This window comes from Candidatus Hydrogenedentota bacterium (genome assembly GCA_019637335.1).
Taxonomy (GTDB): domain Bacteria; phylum Hydrogenedentota; class Hydrogenedentia; order Hydrogenedentales; family JAEUWI01; genus JAEUWI01.
In genome coordinates this window covers 305,340-323,081 of the sequence record JAHBVV010000004.1, presented here as the reverse complement: position 1 = coordinate 323,081, position 17,742 = coordinate 305,340, and the positions used below count along the sequence as shown (strand labels likewise).

Annotated in this window: 14 protein-coding genes; 6 read left to right on the top strand and 8 right to left on the bottom strand. The window is 61.7% G+C overall.

The features are described 5' to 3' along the window. Positions 1-2: 2 nt before the first annotated feature. The gene (locus tag KF886_07960) at positions 3-881 is read right to left on the bottom strand and encodes a hypothetical protein (GenBank protein MBX3177278.1); all 879 of its coding nucleotides are present in this window, start codon (positions 879-881) and stop codon (positions 3-5) included. A gap of 207 nt (positions 882-1,088) precedes the next feature. On the opposite strand from KF886_07960, the gene KF886_07955 reads away from it, so the two are divergent. Continuing rightward, on the top strand, positions 1,089-1,904 hold the full coding sequence (locus KF886_07955) for a hypothetical protein (GenBank protein MBX3177277.1): 816 nt from the start codon (positions 1,089-1,091) through the stop codon (positions 1,902-1,904). Positions 1,905-2,076: 172 nt separating this feature from the next. Here KF886_07955 and KF886_07950 read toward each other — a convergent pair whose 3' ends face one another. Continuing rightward, on the bottom strand, positions 2,077-2,865 hold the full coding sequence (locus KF886_07950; GenBank protein MBX3177276.1) for an HNH endonuclease: 789 nt from the start codon (positions 2,863-2,865) through the stop codon (positions 2,077-2,079). Between the two features lie 263 nt (positions 2,866-3,128). After that, positions 3,129-4,625 (bottom strand): cytidine deaminase, encoded by a 1,497-nt coding sequence (locus KF886_07945; protein ID MBX3177275.1) that lies wholly within the window; start codon positions 4,623-4,625, stop codon positions 3,129-3,131. An 813-nt stretch (positions 4,626-5,438) separates the two neighbouring features. Here KF886_07945 and KF886_07940 point away from each other — a divergent pair. Beyond that, positions 5,439-6,527 carry a DUF262 domain-containing protein gene (locus KF886_07940; GenBank protein ID MBX3177274.1) on the top strand — a complete coding sequence of 363 codons (1,089 nt, stop codon included), beginning with the start codon at positions 5,439-5,441 and terminating at the stop codon, positions 6,525-6,527. Further along, a complete protein-coding gene (locus tag KF886_07935) occupies positions 6,528-7,034 on the top strand; it encodes a hypothetical protein (protein MBX3177273.1) in 507 nt (168 codons plus the stop codon). A 144-nt stretch (positions 7,035-7,178) separates the two neighbouring features. On the opposite strand, the gene KF886_07930 is transcribed toward KF886_07935, so the two are convergent. Beyond that, positions 7,179-7,523, bottom strand: coding sequence for a hypothetical protein (locus tag KF886_07930; GenBank protein ID MBX3177272.1), 345 nt, complete (start codon positions 7,521-7,523; stop codon positions 7,179-7,181). A gap of 704 nt (positions 7,524-8,227) precedes the next feature. Here KF886_07930 and KF886_07925 point away from each other — a divergent pair. Next, positions 8,228-10,114, top strand: a complete 1,887-nt coding sequence (locus KF886_07925) for a sulfatase (protein ID MBX3177271.1) — start codon at positions 8,228-8,230, stop codon at positions 10,112-10,114. 419 nt (positions 10,115-10,533) lie between these two features. Further along, positions 10,534-11,973 (top strand): sulfatase-like hydrolase/transferase, encoded by a 1,440-nt coding sequence (locus KF886_07920; GenBank protein MBX3177270.1) that lies wholly within the window; start codon positions 10,534-10,536, stop codon positions 11,971-11,973. 205 nt (positions 11,974-12,178) lie between these two features. Here KF886_07920 and KF886_07915 read toward each other — a convergent pair whose 3' ends face one another. Together KF886_07915 and metG are read right to left on the bottom strand one after the other, a co-directional pair. Beyond that, entirely contained in the window at positions 12,179-13,393 is a 1,215-nt protein-coding gene (locus tag KF886_07915; protein MBX3177269.1) for an AGE family epimerase/isomerase, read from the bottom strand. 433 nt (positions 13,394-13,826) lie between these two features. Beyond that, positions 13,827-15,569 (bottom strand): methionine--tRNA ligase, encoded by a 1,743-nt coding sequence (gene metG, locus KF886_07910; GenBank protein ID MBX3177268.1) that lies wholly within the window; start codon positions 15,567-15,569, stop codon positions 13,827-13,829. A gap of 215 nt (positions 15,570-15,784) precedes the next feature. Here metG and KF886_07905 point away from each other — a divergent pair, with 215 nt between their 5' ends. Next, on the top strand, positions 15,785-16,039 hold the full coding sequence (locus KF886_07905; GenBank protein MBX3177267.1) for a type II toxin-antitoxin system ParD family antitoxin: 255 nt from the start codon (positions 15,785-15,787) through the stop codon (positions 16,037-16,039). Positions 16,040-16,083: 44 nt separating this feature from the next. Here the strand turns inward: KF886_07905 and moeB are convergent, their stop codons facing one another. Then, complete coding sequence (moeB, locus tag KF886_07900) at positions 16,084-17,250, bottom strand: molybdopterin-synthase adenylyltransferase MoeB (protein ID MBX3177266.1); 1,167 nt, start codon at positions 17,248-17,250, stop codon at positions 16,084-16,086. A gap of 10 nt (positions 17,251-17,260) precedes the next feature. Beyond that, positions 17,261-17,566, bottom strand: a complete 306-nt coding sequence (locus KF886_07895) for a MoaD/ThiS family protein (protein MBX3177265.1) — start codon at positions 17,564-17,566, stop codon at positions 17,261-17,263. Positions 17,567-17,742 lie beyond the last annotated feature (176 nt).

The following is a 17,742-nucleotide window of genomic DNA, read 5'->3' as shown; positions in this document are numbered from 1 at the left end:
CCCTACTTGCCGTACGCGATGGGCGCCCACTTCAGGTCGTCGTCGGTGAGCCCCAGGTCTGTGACCACATCCGCGCAGGTGCGCCCCGAATCGTTGTCGGGATAGCCCAGGCTGGGGATGGCGTGGGCATCGGTACCCAGGGTGAATTTCACGCCGTGGCGGCGCGCTTCCCGGATGAGATCGCGGAACCACTCCAGCGCGCGATCGGCGTGCCGCGGGTTGATCTCGTAGGCCATGTTCACCTCGGCGGACTTTTTCAGCACGGCGGTCAGGCGCTCGGTGTCGTAGGCCTTCAGGATCGCCATGAGCCCCTCGTGATCGAAAATCTTGTTCAGCTTCTGGTGGTAGAAGGGGTGGCCGATGGTGTCGGCGTAGCCCAGTTCGGCGGCGCCCCACAGCATATCGAGGTAGTGCGCGGCGTAGTTCTCCGGCGTGGCGGGCGCGGGGTTCTCCACGTGCCTGAGGTGGTAGTGGTTGCAGGAGACCAGGCGGTAGTCGAGCATCGCGGCGATTTCTTCCCCCACGGCGCACAATTTCGGGTTGATCATGGTGGATTCCGTGCCGATCATGACCTTCATGGCGCCCGGAGACGCCGCCTCGGCTTCGCTCCGGTTCGCGGCGACCTTCTCCTGGAATTCCTCGCGCTCGTCCAGGCGATCGATGTGTTCGGAAATGCCCATCAGGTCGAGGCCATACTCGGCGTTGGTCTTGATCATATCGGCCACGATCATGTCGTCCTTGCCGCCGGCGCGCCAGGTGTGCATGTGCCAGTCCTGGCGGATACGGTAGGCGGCGGACGCGCGGCGGGCCGGGGCGAGGGCCGCGAGGGCGGCGGCGGAGGTCATGAGGAAGTGGCGGCGGCTGAGGCAATGGTGCGGCATCGTGGTCTGCTCCGGTTGGGAAATCGAGTCTGCCCGCCATCCTAACAAACACGCGGCGGGAAGCCCAAGATTACGAAGTTGTAATGAATCCTCCGGCGGGCCTGTCATCTTCGCCGGTTACAGTTGGGACAGATGGCGGCGGCGCCATCGGGAAAGACTGTGAAGCCCGCCCGGAATCGGGCGCAACAACCACCGGAGGACGGTACCATGAGCAGAATCGAACGGATAGAGAAAATGGCGGCCCGCCTGGCCTGCGGCGCGCTGGTGATGGGCGCGATGGGCATGGCGTCCGGCGCGGCCGCCCAGGAAAGCGCGCCCGAGGCCATTCAGCCCCCGGCGCCCGCGGCGGCGCTCGACGCCCCCGCCGCATTGCCGGGCGAACCCCTGACGCTTGCCGAGCGGCCCGCCCCGCGGCGCGACGGCGATCGCCCGGAACGCGGCGATTTCCGGCGTGGCCCCGAGGGCGGTGATCGGCCGGAACGCGGCGACTTCCGGCGCGGCCCCGAGGGCGGCGATCGCCCGGAACGCGGCGACTTCCGCCGTGGCCCCGAGGGGGGTGATCGCCCGGAACGCGGCGACTTCCGGCGTGGCCCCGAGGGGGGTGATCGCCCGGAGCGCGGCGACTTCCGGCGCGGCCCCGAGGGCGGCGATCGCCCGGAGCGCGGCGACTTTCGTCGCGGCCCCGAGGGCGCTGGGCGTCCCGGGCCGGAAGGGATGAAACGCGCTGATGGCCCGCGCGCGCAGGGTCCGCGGCCCGAAGGGCGTGGCGGCGACTTCCGCCAGGGCCCGCCCCGGCCCGAATTCCCGGGCCCCGGCCCCATGGGCGAAGGCCCCGACGGCGCCCCCGGCCCGCGGCGTCCCTTCGGCCCGCCCGCCTTCTCGGAACTGGACGCGGATGGCGACGGCGCGGTCACGGAAGCGGAGTACAACGCGTTCCACGAAAAGCGGATGGAGGAAGTGCGCGCGCAGCGCCGCCCGGACCGAATTCCCCAGGCGCCCCCCGCCCCGCCCGTGGTAGAATAACCCCGACGTCCAATCGGCATCGCGGATGCCAGCCGCCGGCGCGCCCCCCCGGGAACGCGCCGGCGGCGTCCTATTTCCAGCGGGCGCGAAACACGCGCAGAAAGCCCCCACCCCCGCGCCCCTGAAGCCTCCAGCCTCAAGCCTAAACACCTAAAGCCTAAAGTCTAAACGCCTAACCCCTGAACACCCGCTCCCGATGCCACGCCAGCAGCGCCGGGTCCGGAAGAAAACGGCGCGGCATCCGCAACGCCGCGCCCTCCACCTCCAACACCGCCCGCGCGCCCGCCATCCCCAGCTTCCGCACCCGCGGCGACACCACCACCCGGAAATCCGCATCCACCGCGATCAGCCCCCGGTCAAACGCCTTGTCGTGAAGCACATTCAAACAAAGCCCATTCCGCGGATTCGTCCGGTTCCCCGCATCCGCCGCCCACGGCACAATATGGCTTCCCACGAGCAACTCCGGCGCCGCCAGCCCCGTGATGCAACACGCCCCGTCATACGACGACAACACCGCCCGCCGGAAAAACCCCTGGTTCACCCGCTGCCGGACCACCGCCTCGCGGGTTTTGCCCTCGGGGAGGGGGATGTCTTCCTCCAACAGCGGCGCGCCAGCCGCCGCCGCGCCTGAATCCGCCACCGGACCAAGCGCTTTCCCCGTGCGCTCCGCCCAAAGCCGCTCGCTCTCAAACGCCATCCCGTTCCAATCCGCAAAAAACTCCGCCCAAGTCGCCCGGTCCAGCTTGCTCACGTTCGACGCCCCCTTGCGCGGCAACGACGGATCAATCGCCGCAAAATTCGCCAGCTTATAGCTCACCGACCCCGGCGTCCGCCCCAAAAGCTCCGCCAGCGCAATGATCTCGGGATTCCGGATGTGGATCCGCCCAAACGGCGTCTTGCAGTAGAGATTGATTGCGAGGATGAGCTCCTCCCGGGTCCAGGGCTTGGAGGGCTTAGGCATGTGGGGCTCCGCTCAAATGAACGGCTGATTCGAACCTGCCAATACACATGCCACGATCCACGTACGCTACTTGCGTTTCGGCGATGCAGCCGTGGAAGCGGAACCACCCGACTTCGCCGGGCGCGTGTGGGCAAGGGTATTCTGCTTCCAGGTCGGCCAGCTTGACACTTGTTTCCGCGCGTACTCCAGATGCGCCATAAATGCGTCCTGTGAATTCGACTTCGCTTTTGAAGCGGCCCGTGAAGATTTGCTCATTTTCTCTATCACCTAATATGGTTCAAAAATATATTTGATGCTTCAAGTTCTTTTTCCAGGTACGAAACCGGCAACATCTGTACTCTGAGTTTGGCACTTTTCCTGGCAATCGTCAGGGTCTTGCCTTCAGCATCTTTGCGTCTCAGCGGCTTTCCCGATCCGGTGTGAATCGAGAAGAGCTCGGCAAATCGCCTCGCACCGATACCCACGAACGGCTCGAAGAGCACCTTGGTCTTGCTCGTAGTTCTCTTTCCAGACGTTGTAAGGTCCAGTTTGATTGAATCATCGTGAAACTGCAAGGCTTTGCTTTTCGGGTACGGCTCAACATAGACAACTCTCCTGATTCCTGACGCAACGATGTGTTTTGCGCAGTTGTGACAGGGAAATGTTGTGCAGTAGAGTGTTGCGCCACGGGTACTCATATTCTGCCGGGCGCAGGAAAGTATGGCTTCCATTTCGGCATGGACCACACGCCCATATTCCGTGATGTCGTTTATGCTGCTCCGTGCGATTGAACGTTTTACGACCGCTTCATCGACACCCTCCTTCAGGAAGTCAGAAACGCTTCCAAGAATGTCGTCGACGATTTTATCCTTTTCGATCTTATTCGAGTCGCAACCGCGTGTGTGGTCCCTACCTTTTGGCGCATCGGCCACCACACCTTTATAGTTCATGGTCGGCCAATAAAGACCTCCGCCGAACTTGGGACAGTCGTTGGCGCCCATGGAAAGAATTTCGTCGTCCCTGGCAATCACGGCGCCGACCTGGCGCGAGAGATCGGCCGACCTCAGCGCGGACGAGAACGCCATGAACATCGCGAATTCGTCAAAAGTTGGCGTATTGTAGACCTGTCCGAAGAGAATGTCCAGTATGCGCTGAACGCAATTCTTACGGTGCTCCTCGGGTGCTCCGGCATCCACAAAGAAATCGGCAAGTTGGAATGTATCCCTGGTCCTTTGGCCGAACTCCATGTGCTCGTCTTCATCTCGTTCCACTAGCTTTTTGGCCTTTGGAAGAGAAATCTGGTCATCCTCAATCAAGTGTTTTGTCCTAAGGTCTTTCTCCTCATATACCCCCACGACGTAGAACCCGTCACCGTAAATGTCCCGGAGCGCGTGGATTTCGTCAGGGTGCTTTAGCGACCGGATGAGAAAGGCGCTTCGGGCCTTTGGCTCAAGAGGCTTGTCGCGCTCCTGTGAGATCCGGGCGGCAACTCCAAAGGCGAGAATCGCATTGTCGCCGGTAAGTCTGCGGGCTTCATTTCCTGCGTCCATGAGAGCATTTATACGTGCCGCCTTGTCGGTTTTGGAATACCGCTTTACGGCCGCGATTTTTTTGATGATTTGCTCGGAAATATGGACCGTTTGAGCTTCATAGGAGAAGCCCCGAAGTCGATCCGAGAAGACCTTTATGACGCCGTCTAGGTCGGTGCCAACCGCTCCTACAAGCCCGATTACAAGCTCGGACTTGCTATAGCCCGAGAAGCTCTCGCTCGAAACGCCCATGTTTTTTGCCCCAATTAATACGGATTACATGTGTTGTGGTTCTAATTTCACAATTTAGGCGGCGGTTTGTCAAGAAATAAATGGATTGTGTGTCCACCGCCCGCCGGAAAACCCTGGTTCACCCGCTGCCGGACCACCGCCTCGCACGTCCTGCCCTCGGGGAGGGGGATGTCCTCCTCCGGCAGCGGAATATCCGCCTCCTCCCGCGCGACCTCTCCAGCGACTTATCCGTTAACGCCGCCAGCCGTTGTTCGCTTTCGAATACCATCCTGTCCCAATCCGCAGAAAACTCCGCCCAAACTTCACGGTCGAGTTTGCTGACATTGGCATAACCCTTGCGCGGCAACGCGGGATCGATGTTGGCAAAACTCGACAACTTGAATACGATCGAACTGGGCGTTCGGCCAATGAGTTGTGCAAAGCGGATTATTTCGGGATTCCGCATATGGATCTTCCCATATGGGGTCTTGCAATAGAGGTTTATCGCGAGGATGAGTTCCTCGCGGGTCCATGATTTGCGGGGCTTGTGCATGTAACTTCTGGGTACTCGTGGTTGACATTGTAGGCTCTAAGAGGCAAAACGACCAACCGGCATTGCGAGAACGTATCTAGCGAGCTCAGAGCAAATTACTAATGCTATCGAGCGCTGTAACAAACCCGGCACGGTTCGGCGTCATTAGTTGCAATTTGTCTATACGTCTGCACGTTGTACACTTCTCACGACCATGTTGAAATCGTTAGGTCAAAATCGTAACCTTGGTATGCATTGAAACAGCGTTTTGACGACTTGCTACTATGATAGGAAGCCACGTAATGTCTGCACCTGATGACGAGAACGACCTGGAAACTGAAAGTGAAGAAGACGAAGCGGAAGTTAGTGTAAATTACGAGATTGCCACATATCCCTCTGATTTTACGCTCTCTGGAATTTCTCAGATGTGGATCGACGGGGATATAGAAATTCCAGATTACCAGCGCGAATTCGTATGGTCTATCAAGCAATCGTCTTTGCTAATTGACTCGTTCCTTCGAGGGCTTCCGGTTCCACCGGTGTTCTTCTATGTCGACGAAGACAGCAAAAACATAGTAATTGATGGCCAGCAGAGAATACTAAGTGTTGTATTCTACCTTGAGGGCTACTTCGGGAAGGAAAGCACTCATGGAAAGCGACAGGTGTTCCGACTGACCGGTATTGGAGAGAACAATCACTTTAATAGGAGGACATTTGACGAGCTGGCAGAATCCGATCAGCGGAAACTGAAGCAGTCAGTCCTTCGCGCGATTAACATAAAGCAATTACGCCCAATTGGGGAGAGCACGAGCGCGTACCATATTTTTGAACGATTGAACACTGGTGGCGTTCCACTGAAGCCCCAAGAAATTCGCAATTGCGTGTTCCGTGGTGAATTCTGCCAGTTGCTCAAAGAAGCAAACACGGATCCCAATTGGCGAAAGATCTTGGGGCGCAAGAACATCGATAAGCATCTGAGGGATGTGGAGTTCATCCTAAGGGTATTCTCGCTTGTCGGTTCAGCGGGAGGTTATGAGAAGCCCATGAAGGAGTTTCTCAATGTCGAAATGGGGAAGCACCGCAGTGGCAAGACTTCAAAAGTACGGGAGTTCTTCAAGGCTTTCCCCATTGTGACAGATCTTGTCGTTCGAAACCTTGGAGAGCGTCCATTTCATATTCGAGGCCCATTAAACATTTCCGTCCTTGATTCGGTGATGTCTGTATGTATAGAGAATCACAGAAAACTGACAGGATCCCGAAATCTTAAGAAGAGATTTGAGCACCTTCGCCAAGACCAGGACTTCATTGACGCTGCCACAGTGAACACAACGGACACAAAGACAGTTAACAATAGACTGACAATCGTGTGCAGAGCATTGCTGGACCAGTAAATGCAATACCAACACCACTTTGAGCATGCAGATGATATCATTGCCCACTGGCGCGACTTAGTTCCAACACTTAGCGATCCGCTCTTGAGTCCTAAGTATGTGGGATTTGCGTCGATAGCCGGGGTGACGGTATATGAGTTAGCGATAAAAGAAATTTTTATATCATTTTCGCAGAAAAAACATAGGATTTTTGGTCATTACGCCGAGTCGCACTTCAGTCGGATAAATGGCCGAATCCGGGTCAAGGATATCAAGGAAGAATATATACCGCGTTTCGGTCAAAAGTACGTGAATAGGTTCTGTCTGAACGTTGAAAAGAAAGAAAAAGATCACCTCCGTCAATACAAAAGGAATATAAGGAACTCGTACGCGAACATGATTGCTTGGCGAAATCAATTTGCCCATGAGGGTCAAATAAACACTACTGCCACATTCGACGAAGTCGTAAAGGCCTACGAGGACGGAAAGGAAATCATACACTGCCTCGCGAGATCGATGACAAGATGATAGGGCCCTTTACGCGTGGCTATGGGCCACAAATCCCTCAACTTGATGAGTTCCACACCACCAGAGAGTCTATTTTTACATGCTACGAAAGTAGACCGTCGTTTACTGGTGGATTCTCCTCTGGGCGCGCCTACACCGCACGCTTCATTCCCCGCAGGCGATCTCCATCATCCGTTGGCGCACGGCAGGGGTGTCCCAGCGGGCATTGGCGGCGGCTTTCATGCGCTGGAGGAAGGCGTGGGCGGTCAGGGGGGTGGTGGGTGGCTCGGGGGTGGGTTGGAGCGCGATGATTTCGTGCCAGACGTGGTCGGCGCTGGTGGTGGGGTGTTCCTGGAGGCCGTCGAGGCCGACTTCTTCGGGGAGGAACCAGGTTTTTTCGTGGTAGCAGGGCTGGACTTCCTCCGGCGAAAGCGCCCCGCGGAGGACGGCTTCGCCGAAGGTCTTGTAGTTGTGTGCGTCGCGGTAGAGGTATTCGATTCGGGTGTTCATGGCCGCTCCTTTCGCGCGGTTCGGTGGCCCGGGGGTATGGAGCGTAGTATACCCTGGGATGCGGGGAGTCGGGCATGTCCGCGATCCTGTTGCGCCTCGCGGCGCTTTGGACAGGCGGGACGCCTATCCTACGTTTGCGCCTTTCGGCGCTGAACACAGCCGAGACGCCCGCCTCCGGCGCGTCATGAGTCTGTGCCACTTTCCCTTCGGGGTGGTCTTGGTGGGGGGGCAGGGGAACTTTTGGGGTTGGGCTCACGTTGCCGCGGACACGAATGTCCGCGATCCTGTTGCGCCTCGCGGCGCTTTGGACAGGCGGGACGCCTATCCTACGTTTGCGCCTTTCGGCGTTGAACACAGCCGAGACGCCCGCCTCCGGCGCGTCATGAGCCTGTGCCACTTTCCCTTCGGGGTGGTTTTGGTGGGGTTAGGGGAACTTTTGGCGGTGGGCTCACGTTGCCGCGGACACGAATGTCCGCGATCCTGTTGCGCCTCGCGGCGCTTTGGACAGGCGGGACGCCTATCCTACGTTTGCGCCTTTCGGGGTTGAACACAGGCGGGACGCCCGCCTCCGGCGCGTCATGAGCCTGTGCGACTTTCTTTTCGCGGTGGGTTTTGCGGCGGGCCGTGGGCGTTGACTGGGGGGCGGGGGCGGTCTACACTGCGGGGGCGTTGTGTGAGCCGTACTTTTTGCGAGGTGATTTGTGATGTGGCGTTTTTTTCGTGTTCTGGCCGCGTTTGCGGGATTGCTGTGGTTGCTTCCGGCGGGGGCGGCGGATCGCCCGAATATCGTGTGGCTTTCGGCGGAGGATATTGGCCCGCACCTGGGCTGCTATGGCGATGCGGAGGCGCGTACGCCGCGCCTGGACCGGCTGGCGGCGGAGGGGACGCGCTTTGCGCGGGCGTATACGACGGCGGGCGTGTGCGCGCCGAGCCGGTCGGCGATTATCACGGGGATGTACCAGACGTCGCTGGGCACGCAGCATATGCGGGGGAAGGCGTCGCTGCCGGTGCATATCGGGCCGTTTACGGTCGCGCTGCGCGCGGCGGGGTACTATTGCACGAACAACAGCAAGACGGATTACCAGTTTGACGCGCCGGCGGGGACGTGGGACGAATCGAGCAACCGCGCGCACTGGAAGAACCGCCCGGAACCGGACCAGCCGTTTTTTGCGGTGTTCAACTACACGGGCTGCCACGAGTCGGGCATTGAAAACGAGGAGAAATACCGATCGGTGACGGAGGGCATCGCGCCGATCGATCGGGCGGCGGCCGCGAAGACGTTGCCGCCGTATTACCCGGACACGCCGGTGACGCGGGAGGACTGGGGCCGCTATTACGACGTGATCGCGGCGCTGGACCGGTGGGCCGGTGAGCACCTGGCGGGGCTGGAGGAGGCGGGCCTGGCGGACGACACGATCGTGATCTTCTGGTCGGACCACGGGGCGGGCCTGCCGCGGGCGAAGCGCTGGCTTTATGAGTCGGGGACGCGCGTGCCGCTGATTGTGCGTATACCGGAGCGGTTCCGCGCGGCGGGGCAGGGCGCGCCGGGATCGGTCGATGAGCGGCTGGTCAGCCTGATGGATCTGGGGCCGACGGCGCTTCGGCTGGCGGGTCTGGACGCGCCGGGGCACGTGCAGGGCCAGGCCTTTCTGGGCGCGGGGATTCCGGCGCCGCGCGCGTATATCCATGGTGCGCGGGACCGCATGGACGAGCGCTACGACATCATCCGAATGGTGCGCGACGCGAAGTACCGTTACATCCGGAATTACGAGCCGTTCAAGCCGTACTACCAGTATATGAACACCCCGGAAAAGGGCGCGACGATGCGCGAGATCCGGCGGGCGCAGGCGGAAGGGGACGCGGCGCCGGCGGTGGCGCTGTTTCTCGCGGACCGGAAGCCTTTCGAGGAGCTGTACGACGTGGAGAACGATCCCCACGAGCTGCGCAACCTCGCGGAGGACCCGGCGCACCGGGAAGCGCTGGAGCGCCTGCGGCGGGCGCACCTGGACTGGGTGGCGGAGACGCGCGACACGGGCCTGATTCCGGAGCCGCTGCTGGTGGCGGAGGCGGAGGCGGCCGGGAGCGCCTGGGCCGTGCTGAATGGGCCGGACGGCGCGGCGCGGATGGAGAGAATCCGGGACGCGGCATCGCTGGCGCTGGCGGGCGCCGGCGCGCGGGAGCGGCTTGTCGGGCTGCTGGCGGATCCGGATCCTGCGGTGCGCTACTGGGCGGCGACGGGCCTGGGGAACCTGGGCGCGGCGGCGGCGGGTGCGGGGGCGGCGCTGCGGCCGATCCTGGAGGACCCGGCGCCGGTGGTGCGCGTGGCGGCGGCGCGGGCCTTCGCGCGGATGGGCGAGCCGGAGGCGGCGCTGCCCGTGCTGGTGGCGGTGGTGGACGGCGGTGCGCAGTGGGAGCGGCTGCACGCAGCGATTGTGCTCGATGAAATGGAAGAGGACGCGCTTCCGGCGCTGGATGCGATGCGGCGGAACAAGGCCTACCGCGAGGAGATGGTGGCGCAGGGCAAGTATACGGTGCGGGTGCTCAACCGGGCGCTGAACGAACTGCTGGGGACGAACGAGACGGTGGATTGAGGGGCGGGTTTTGTTGGTGAGCCGCTCGCCCGGGGCCTGCTGGCATGTCGGACGGGCAATGTACGACGGGCACACGAAGTGGTGGAGTCCCATCGCGTGGCACGGGGTTGGACGCGTACTTGGGGCCTTGCGCATGTCGGACGGGCACTGGACGACGGGCACACAAAGTGGCGGAGTCACATCGGGTGGCACAGAGTTTCCTGAAGACTATGAGGCGTTTCAATCGCGGTCGCAACGACGTAACCATCTTATTAACAGATACTTACAAAATGTCAATTTCATACTAATTTGTGTCAAATTAGTATGAAACGGGGTTGAAGCCAACCGGGCGGGCCTCTTGGCCGCGCCTTGCACCGGCTGGCGCGGGGCCCTACACTAGACGGTTTGGCGAAGTCGCAAGAGGATACCGAGGAGGTGTTATGTCCGCGTTTACCTGGCTGACGCGCTGTCTGGTGGCCGTTGTTTTCGGGGTGGCGCTTGCCGCCGTGGCGGCGCCGCCGAATATTGTGGTGATTGTTTCCGATGATCAGGGGTACAACGACCTGGGCGTGACGAATGACGCGATCCTTACGCCGAATCTCGACCGGCTTGCGTCGGAGGGCCTGCGGCTGACGGATTTCTACGTGGCGTGGCCGGCGTGCACGCCGTCGCGCGGGAGCCTGCTGACGGGGCGTTACCCGCAGCGGAACGGGCTGTACGACATGATCCGGAACGACGTGGCGGATCTTGGGGTGGAGATCACGCCGGAGGACTACCCGTATACGCCGGAGCGGATTCTGGGGATGGACACGCGGGAGATGATGATCTCCGACATCCTGAGCGATGCGGGCTATGCGTGCGGGGTCTTCGGCAAGTGGGACGGTGGCCAGCTCAAGCGCTTTCTACCGCTCCAGCGGGGCTTCGACGCGTTTTACGGGTTCACGAACACCGGGATCGACTACTACACCCACGAGCGCTACGGCACGCCGTCGATGTACCGGGACAACATGCCCACGGTGGAAGACAAGGGCGCCTACGCGACGTATCTTTTCGAGCGGGAATCGCTGCGCTTTCTGGAAGCGCGCCGGGAGCAGCCGTTCTTTCTCTATGTGCCGTTCAACGCGCCGCATGGGGCGTCCAACCTCGATCCCGCAATCCGGGGATCGGTGCAGGCGCCGGACGAATTCCGCGCGATGTACCCGGAGTTGCTTTCGGAGGCCGGGCTCCAGAAGGGCCAGCGCTACGGCCAGGAGGCCATGGTGCCGAACAGGGCGGAGCGCGATCTGGGGTATAAGGCCGCGGTCACGTGCATGGACGCCTCGATCGGCAAGATTCTGGACGCCCTGGAGGCGCATGGGGTCGCGGACAACACCATCGTGATCTTCTTCTCCGACAACGGCGGTTCCGGCGGCGCGGACAACAGCCCGCTGAACGGGCGCAAAGGCCAGGTGCTGGAAGGGGGTGTGCGCGTGCCGTGCCTGATCCGGTGGCCCCGCGTGACCCGGCCCGGGACGGTGTCGGACGCCTTCGTGACCGCGCTGGACCTCTTCCCCACGCTGGCGGCAGCGGCGGGAGCGCCGCTGCCCGAGGGCGTGGTGATCGACGGCTACGACATCCGGGCGGCGCTCGGGGGCGGGGCGTCCCCGCGCGAGGCGATGTTCTGGCAGCGCCGCGAAGAGAAGGCCGCGCGCGTGGGCCATTGGAAATGGGTGGATGCGAAGCGCGGATCGGGGCTGTACGATCTCTCGGAAGACATCGGGGAGCAGAACGACCTCTCGAAAGAGCGCCCGGAGATTCTGAAGATGATGCGGGAGCGTTTCGCCGCGTGGCGCGCGGAGATGGACGCGTCGGAACCGCGCGGCCCGTTCCGGGATTTTTGATCCGTGGGGCGGCGTCTGGCGTTTCCGCGCCCTGGCGGTGGCTCCGGTTTCGGCGCGCTTTCGCGGGCGGGAAGGCGTCCCCTGAACCGGCATATAGGCGACGCCCTGGAAGATTCCGAATCGTGATGCGGGTGCGCGATCCACGTCAGACGGCCGAAGCGTTACGCAGACAGGAACACCTGTTTCCCCGCGTTTCCGCCGGGTTTCAGTAGCGCAGGGGGGTGAGGGGGCCGCCTTGCTGGTGTTCGAGGAGCCGCTCGCAGAGGCGCCAGCAGAACCACTGCATCCGGGGGATGTGGAAGGGGCCTTTCCAGATATTGCCCTTGAGGGGGACGGAGAGGCGTCCGTCGCGGTGGAGGTAACCGAACCACTCGCCGAATTCGGGATCCGGGAAGTGGGCGTGGGCCCAGTCGTGTATCTGGGTGTGCATCCGGGCGTATTTTTCGTCGCCGGTCAGGGCCCAGGCGAGCAGGGTGGCGATGATGGTTTCGTTTTGCGGCCACCAGAACTTCATGTCGTGCCAGTATTCCTGGACGGGCAGGCCCTTGACGTCGCAGAAGTAGCGGATGCCGCCATGTTCGCTGTCCCAGCCGCGCTCCCACATCCAGTCGAGCATGGTGCACCCCAGTTCGACAAGGCGGGGGTCGTTGTCGCGGATCCACGCCTCGTGCAGGATGAACCACGCGGCTTCAATGGCGTGTCCGGGGTTGAGTAGGCGCCCGTCGAAGTGGTCGATGAGATCGCCCTCCGGCGTGGCGGTTTCGAGGACCGCTTTCCACTCCCGGTTCACGAAGTTGCGGTCGATGGCGTCGATCGCGAAGTCGATGTCGGCGTTTGCGCTTTCATACCCGATCGTGTCCCGGAGGACCTGGGCGGTGTTGATGCGGATCATGTGGGGGCCCATACCCTGGCAGGGGCGTGTGCCGGGCTCCATCTTGGGCTTGATCCAGCCGGGCGTCTCGTTGAAATCGACGAAGCGCTGGTAGTGCTCGATCGCGCGATCGCGGGGGCCTTCATCGCCGGAAACGCGGGCCCAGGCGGCCAGCGCGATGGCGGCGAAGGACTCGGTGAAGACGTAGCGGCGCTTGCGGAGAGGCTTTCCTTCGCGCGTGGCGAGGAAATACATGTGGTCGTCCGGATCGTAGCCCGCGCGCTCCATGAACTCGGCGGTTGAGGCGGCGGCGGCGCGCCATTCCGTGCGGTCCTCGATGTCGTGGAGGAGTGTCGAAAGGAGCCAGGTGAAGCGACCCTGTTGCCAGAGGCCCTTGTCGGTGTCGATGACTGCGCCGTCCCGGTTGAGGCAGGTCATGATACCGCCATAATCGCGATCGAATCCGTGGCGCAGCCAGAAAGGCACGGTGTCGTTCAACAAACCATCGCGATAGGTGGTGGCCAGCGACTGCAGGCGCGCCGCATCCAACCCTGTATGTGCTGTCATCGATCCGGAACTCCTCAACCCAGAATGGCGGGGATCATACAGAAATCACAGGGCCTTGCGCCAGAGAAAAATCATCGTAAGGCTTCAGTGGAATGAAGTTGGGTTGACTCCTCTGCGACACAAAGATGCGCCGCAATGGAAGTGCGGATCAATGGGAGCGCGGGTCGAAGCTGCGCCGTGGTGGACGGCCCGCCCGCAACGCGCCGAAGGCGGGAATCTTTTTGGTGGTGGTGTCCAGGCCGAATTGTCTGCCCGATCACTTGTGCCGTTACTGCAGACACGCCATGCACCTTCGGTGCATTGCAGGCGGGGACGCCTGCGCTCCCAGCCTTGCGCACTCTCGCCGTAGAGTTGCGGCATGACGATAAAGTGCTGGCGCCACTTCGTACGGCCAACGTGTCATTTATCATCTTGTTCAGAAGGCCTGGCCGTTGAGGTGGAGGTCCGCGAGTTCGGCGATCCGGTCCTTGTCGAGCTTGGGAAAGAGGACCTCGGGGGCGTTCAGCGGCGCGCCGGCGGGCAGGTCCTCGTTGGCCTGGATCCAGGCATCGGTTCCGCCGTCGGGCCCGCCCTGGGGCAGCGCGATGTTGAGGATGCCGGCGAGTTTTGCGGCGCCGCCGGGGAGGAAGGGGGCCATGGCGTAGCAGAGTCCGTGGACAATCTGGCAGCAAACGTAGAGGGTGGTCGCGGTCCGCTCCATGTCGGTCTTGCGGGTGGTCCAGGGGGCCTTGGCGTCGAAATAGACGTTGGCCTTGCGGCCGATGTCGATGAAGCGCTCGAGGGCCTGGCGGAACCGGAAGCCTTCCAGGGATTCGGCCACGGCGTTGAGGCCGGCGGGAATGGCTTCGAGCATGGCGCGGTCGTCCTCGTCCAGCGCGCCCGGGTGCGGCACGTGGCCGTCGAAGTTCTTGACGGTCATGGTGAGGGAGCGGTGGACGAAATTGCCGACCACATCGCACAGTTCGCCGTTGTAGCGCTGCATAAAGTCGTCCCAGTCGAAATCGGCGTCCTTCGATTCCGGGGCATTCGCGCAGAGGTAGTAGCGGATGACGTCGGGGTCGAACTGGTCGAGCGCCCACTTGACGGAAATCATGTTGCCGCGGGACTTGGAGCCTTTTTCGGACTTGCCGGTCTGGCGGTTGAAGATGTTGAGGTATTCATTGCCGACGACATTGTCCGCGGCGATGAAATCGCCCTGGCCCTGGAGCATGGCGGGGAAGATGACGGCGTGGAAGGGGATGTTGTCCTTGCCGATGAAGTGGACCAGGCGGGAGTCCGGCCCTTTCCACCAGGCTTCCCAGGCCTTCGGGTCGTTTTTCACCTCGATGCCCCACTGGCGGGTGTTGGTGACGTAGCCGATGGGGGCGTCGAACCAGACGTAGATACGCTTGCCCTGCGCCTCGGGCGCATCGAGCGGGATGGGGACGCCCCAGTCCGTGTCGCGGGTGATGCAGCGGGTGCGGAGGTCATCCACCCAGCTGTGGGCGATGCCCTTGACGTTGGCGCGCCATTCGGGGTGGGTGTCGAGCCATTCCTTGAGGCTGGCCTGGAATTTGGGCAGATCGAGGAACCAGTGGCGCGAGTTTTTGAGCACCGGCGTGGAGCTGTCCCCGGGGATGTTGGCGCGCGGATTCACGAGGTCGTGGGGCGGGTACTGGGCGCCGCAGCTTTCGCACTCGTCGCCGTTGGCGTCCTCATAACCGCACTTCGGGCAGGCCCCGCGGACGTAGCGATCCGGGAGGAAACGGTCGGATTGTTCCGAATACCACAGCTCGATGTCTTCCTGGTGGATATAGCCGCCCTCGTGGAGTTTCGTGAAGAACTGCTGGGTGGTGTCGGCGTGGAGGTCCCAGGAGGTGCGCCCGTAGATGTCGTAGGAGATGCCCAGGCGCGCAAAGGCGGCCTTGTTGGCCTCGTGATAGCGGTCGATGACCTCGCGGGGGGAGATGCCCTCCTTGAGCGCGGTGAGCGTGATGGGAACGCCGTACTCGTCGGAACCGCCGATATAGAGGACCTTTTCGCCCCGGAGGCGCTTGTAGCGGACGTAGATATCGGCCGGCAGGTAGGCGCCGGCGATGTGGCCCAGGTGGATGTGGCCATTCGCATAGGGCAACGCGCTGGTAACCAGGGTGCGGGTATAGTTATGTTCAGAAGCCATGATAATTTGGGCCTGTTTCCTGATGGTGTGGATTGGGGTAGCAAGCCCCGTATTCTACCGCATGGGCGTGGCATGGTCCAAGAGCCTCGCGCGGCAAGCGATTGCCCCGATCCCTCCCGGACAACCTTCGGGACGACTTCGTGCATTAATGGGATCGACAAACGACATTGGAAAAGAGCCGCACCTTTCTACCGGTTAGTCACGGAGATATGCGCATGGAATTGATATTGCCCAAAGGACTCGACGAATTCGTGAAGGCACAGGTCGCTTCCGGGCTTTACGAATCGCCTGAGGAGGTGTACCGCGATGGGCTTAGACTCCTCAAAGAGCGGAAAGAGGGTGAGACCTTGAAATTGGAGCGGCTGCGCCGCGACCTGGCCATCGGGATAGAGCAACTGGATCGTGGAGAGGGCGTTCCGTTTGTTGTGGACGATATTGTGAAACTGGGAAGGCAAAAGCGGGGCCGGTGAAGCGCTTGGTCCCGACCTCGAATAGCATCCGCGCCGCTACCGGATCAGTATAGGGGCATGGACGGATCGATTCTTCGGGCCCATTCCTGGATCCCGCCACGGACGTTGGATACGTTTTGGAAGCCTGCTTCGCGCAGGATGCCAACGGCCTTTGCGCTGCGAACGCCCGATTTACAATGGACCAGAATTTCGCGGGCCGGATCGAGCTCGTCCAGCCGCGCGGGAAGTTCGCCGACGGGTATGAGGATGGCCCCGTCGATACGGCAGATTTGCCACTCCTCGGGATTGCGCACGTCCAGGATGTCGAAGTCGTCCCCCCGGTCCAGCCGCGCCTTCATTTCTTGGACGGTTGTTTCTTGTTGCGCATCCGTATCCCCGGCCGGCGCTTCTTCGCCCCGGATGCCGCAAAACCATGAATAGTCGATGAGCTTGGTGAGGGAGGGGTTTTCGCCGCAAACGACACATTCCGGGTTGCGCGCGATCTTCACCTCGCGGAACCGCATATCGAGCGCGTCGTACAGCAGCAGGCGCCCGATCAGCGTCGTGCCTTTTCCGAGGATCAGCTTGATGGCCTCCGTCGCCTGGATGCAACCGATGACGCCGGGCAGAATGCCGAGTACACCGCCCTCGGCGCAACTGGGAACCACCCCGGGCGGAGGCGGCTCTTCAAAGAGGCAGCGGTAGCATGGGCCGTCCGGCGGTTTAAAAACGGATGCCTGCCCGTCGAACCGGAAGATGGACCCGTAGATGCTGGGTTTGCCCAATAGCACGCAGGCGTCATTCACCAGATAGCGCGTCGGAAAATTGTCCGTGCCGTCGATCACCATGTCGTAGGGCCGGATGATGTCGAGCGCATTGTCACTGGTCAGGCGCGTATCATGCGCATCGACTTCGATCTCGGGGTTTATATCCCGGATCCGCTCGATTCCCGAGTCCGTCTTTCGGCGGCCGACATTCCGGGTTCCGTGCAGGATCTGGCGCTGCAGATTCGAGAGTTCCACGTCGTCGAAATCCACCAGCCCCAACCGCCCAACCCCGGCCGCGGCTAGGTACAGGGCCGCGGGCGAACCCAATCCCCCCGCGCCGACAATCAGCACCTTCGCGGCCTTCAGCTTCCGTTGCCCGTCCATGGCGACTTCCGGCATGATCAAATGCCTGCTATAGCGGGCGATCTCCGGGGCAGACAAGTCTGGCGGATTGTTTGGAGACATGGCCGTGTTCCTATCCGCCCGCCATCGAGCCCACGACGAGAAAGGGTTCCGCACCCGTCGCAATGGCTTCCGGGAGAAGTGAATCCGGCGCGTCGTGGGACAGGTCTTGATTGCAGGCGTAGAACCGCACAAAGGCCCTGCGTTTCCGGGTTACGTGGTCCCGGATGGTCCCCCTGAGCATGGGGAAGCGGTCCTCGAGCGCATCGAGCACCGCGCGCTGCGTCACCTCGCCATCCAGATCAAGCGTGACTTCGCCCTCAATGCTTGCCAGCGTCTTCAGGTGGGCGGGCAGGATGACGCGAATTTGATGGCTCATAATATCACCGTGGTTCCAACGTCTCGAATTCATCAAAAGGCATTGAAATTTTTCCAGGACGTCATTCCCGCGAAAGCGGGAATCCAGCGGGTCTCGTCGGTTTGTGCGTTCGCGTTTCTGGATCCCCGCTTGCGCGGGGATGACGGATACGCTCTTATTTCCGTACAGTAGGACGT

What these genes read in the sequence shown, in the direction of transcription:
- KF886_07960 (MBX3177278.1), bottom strand. Translation starts at nt 881, where the DNA reads ATGCCGCACCATTGCCTCAGCCGCCGCCACTTCCTCATGACCTCCGCC.
- KF886_07955 (MBX3177277.1), top strand. Translation starts at nt 1,089, where the DNA reads ATGAGCAGAATCGAACGGATAGAGAAAATGGCGGCCCGCCTGGCCTGC.
- KF886_07950 (MBX3177276.1), bottom strand. Translation starts at nt 2,865, where the DNA reads ATGCCTAAGCCCTCCAAGCCCTGGACCCGGGAGGAGCTCATCCTCGCA.
- KF886_07945 (MBX3177275.1), bottom strand. Translation starts at nt 4,625, where the DNA reads ATGGGCGTTTCGAGCGAGAGCTTCTCGGGCTATAGCAAGTCCGAGCTT.
- KF886_07940 (MBX3177274.1), top strand. Translation starts at nt 5,439, where the DNA reads ATGTCTGCACCTGATGACGAGAACGACCTGGAAACTGAAAGTGAAGAA.
- KF886_07935 (MBX3177273.1), top strand. Translation starts at nt 6,528, where the DNA reads ATGCAATACCAACACCACTTTGAGCATGCAGATGATATCATTGCCCAC.
- KF886_07930 (MBX3177272.1), bottom strand. Translation starts at nt 7,523, where the DNA reads ATGAACACCCGAATCGAATACCTCTACCGCGACGCACACAACTACAAG.
- KF886_07925 (MBX3177271.1), top strand. Translation starts at nt 8,228, where the DNA reads ATGTGGCGTTTTTTTCGTGTTCTGGCCGCGTTTGCGGGATTGCTGTGG.
- KF886_07920 (MBX3177270.1), top strand. Translation starts at nt 10,534, where the DNA reads ATGTCCGCGTTTACCTGGCTGACGCGCTGTCTGGTGGCCGTTGTTTTC.
- metG (MBX3177268.1), bottom strand. Translation starts at nt 15,569, where the DNA reads ATGGCTTCTGAACATAACTATACCCGCACCCTGGTTACCAGCGCGTTG.
- KF886_07905 (MBX3177267.1), top strand. Translation starts at nt 15,785, where the DNA reads ATGGAATTGATATTGCCCAAAGGACTCGACGAATTCGTGAAGGCACAG.
- moeB (MBX3177266.1), bottom strand. Translation starts at nt 17,250, where the DNA reads ATGTCTCCAAACAATCCGCCAGACTTGTCTGCCCCGGAGATCGCCCGC.
- KF886_07895 (MBX3177265.1), bottom strand. Translation starts at nt 17,566, where the DNA reads ATGAGCCATCAAATTCGCGTCATCCTGCCCGCCCACCTGAAGACGCTG.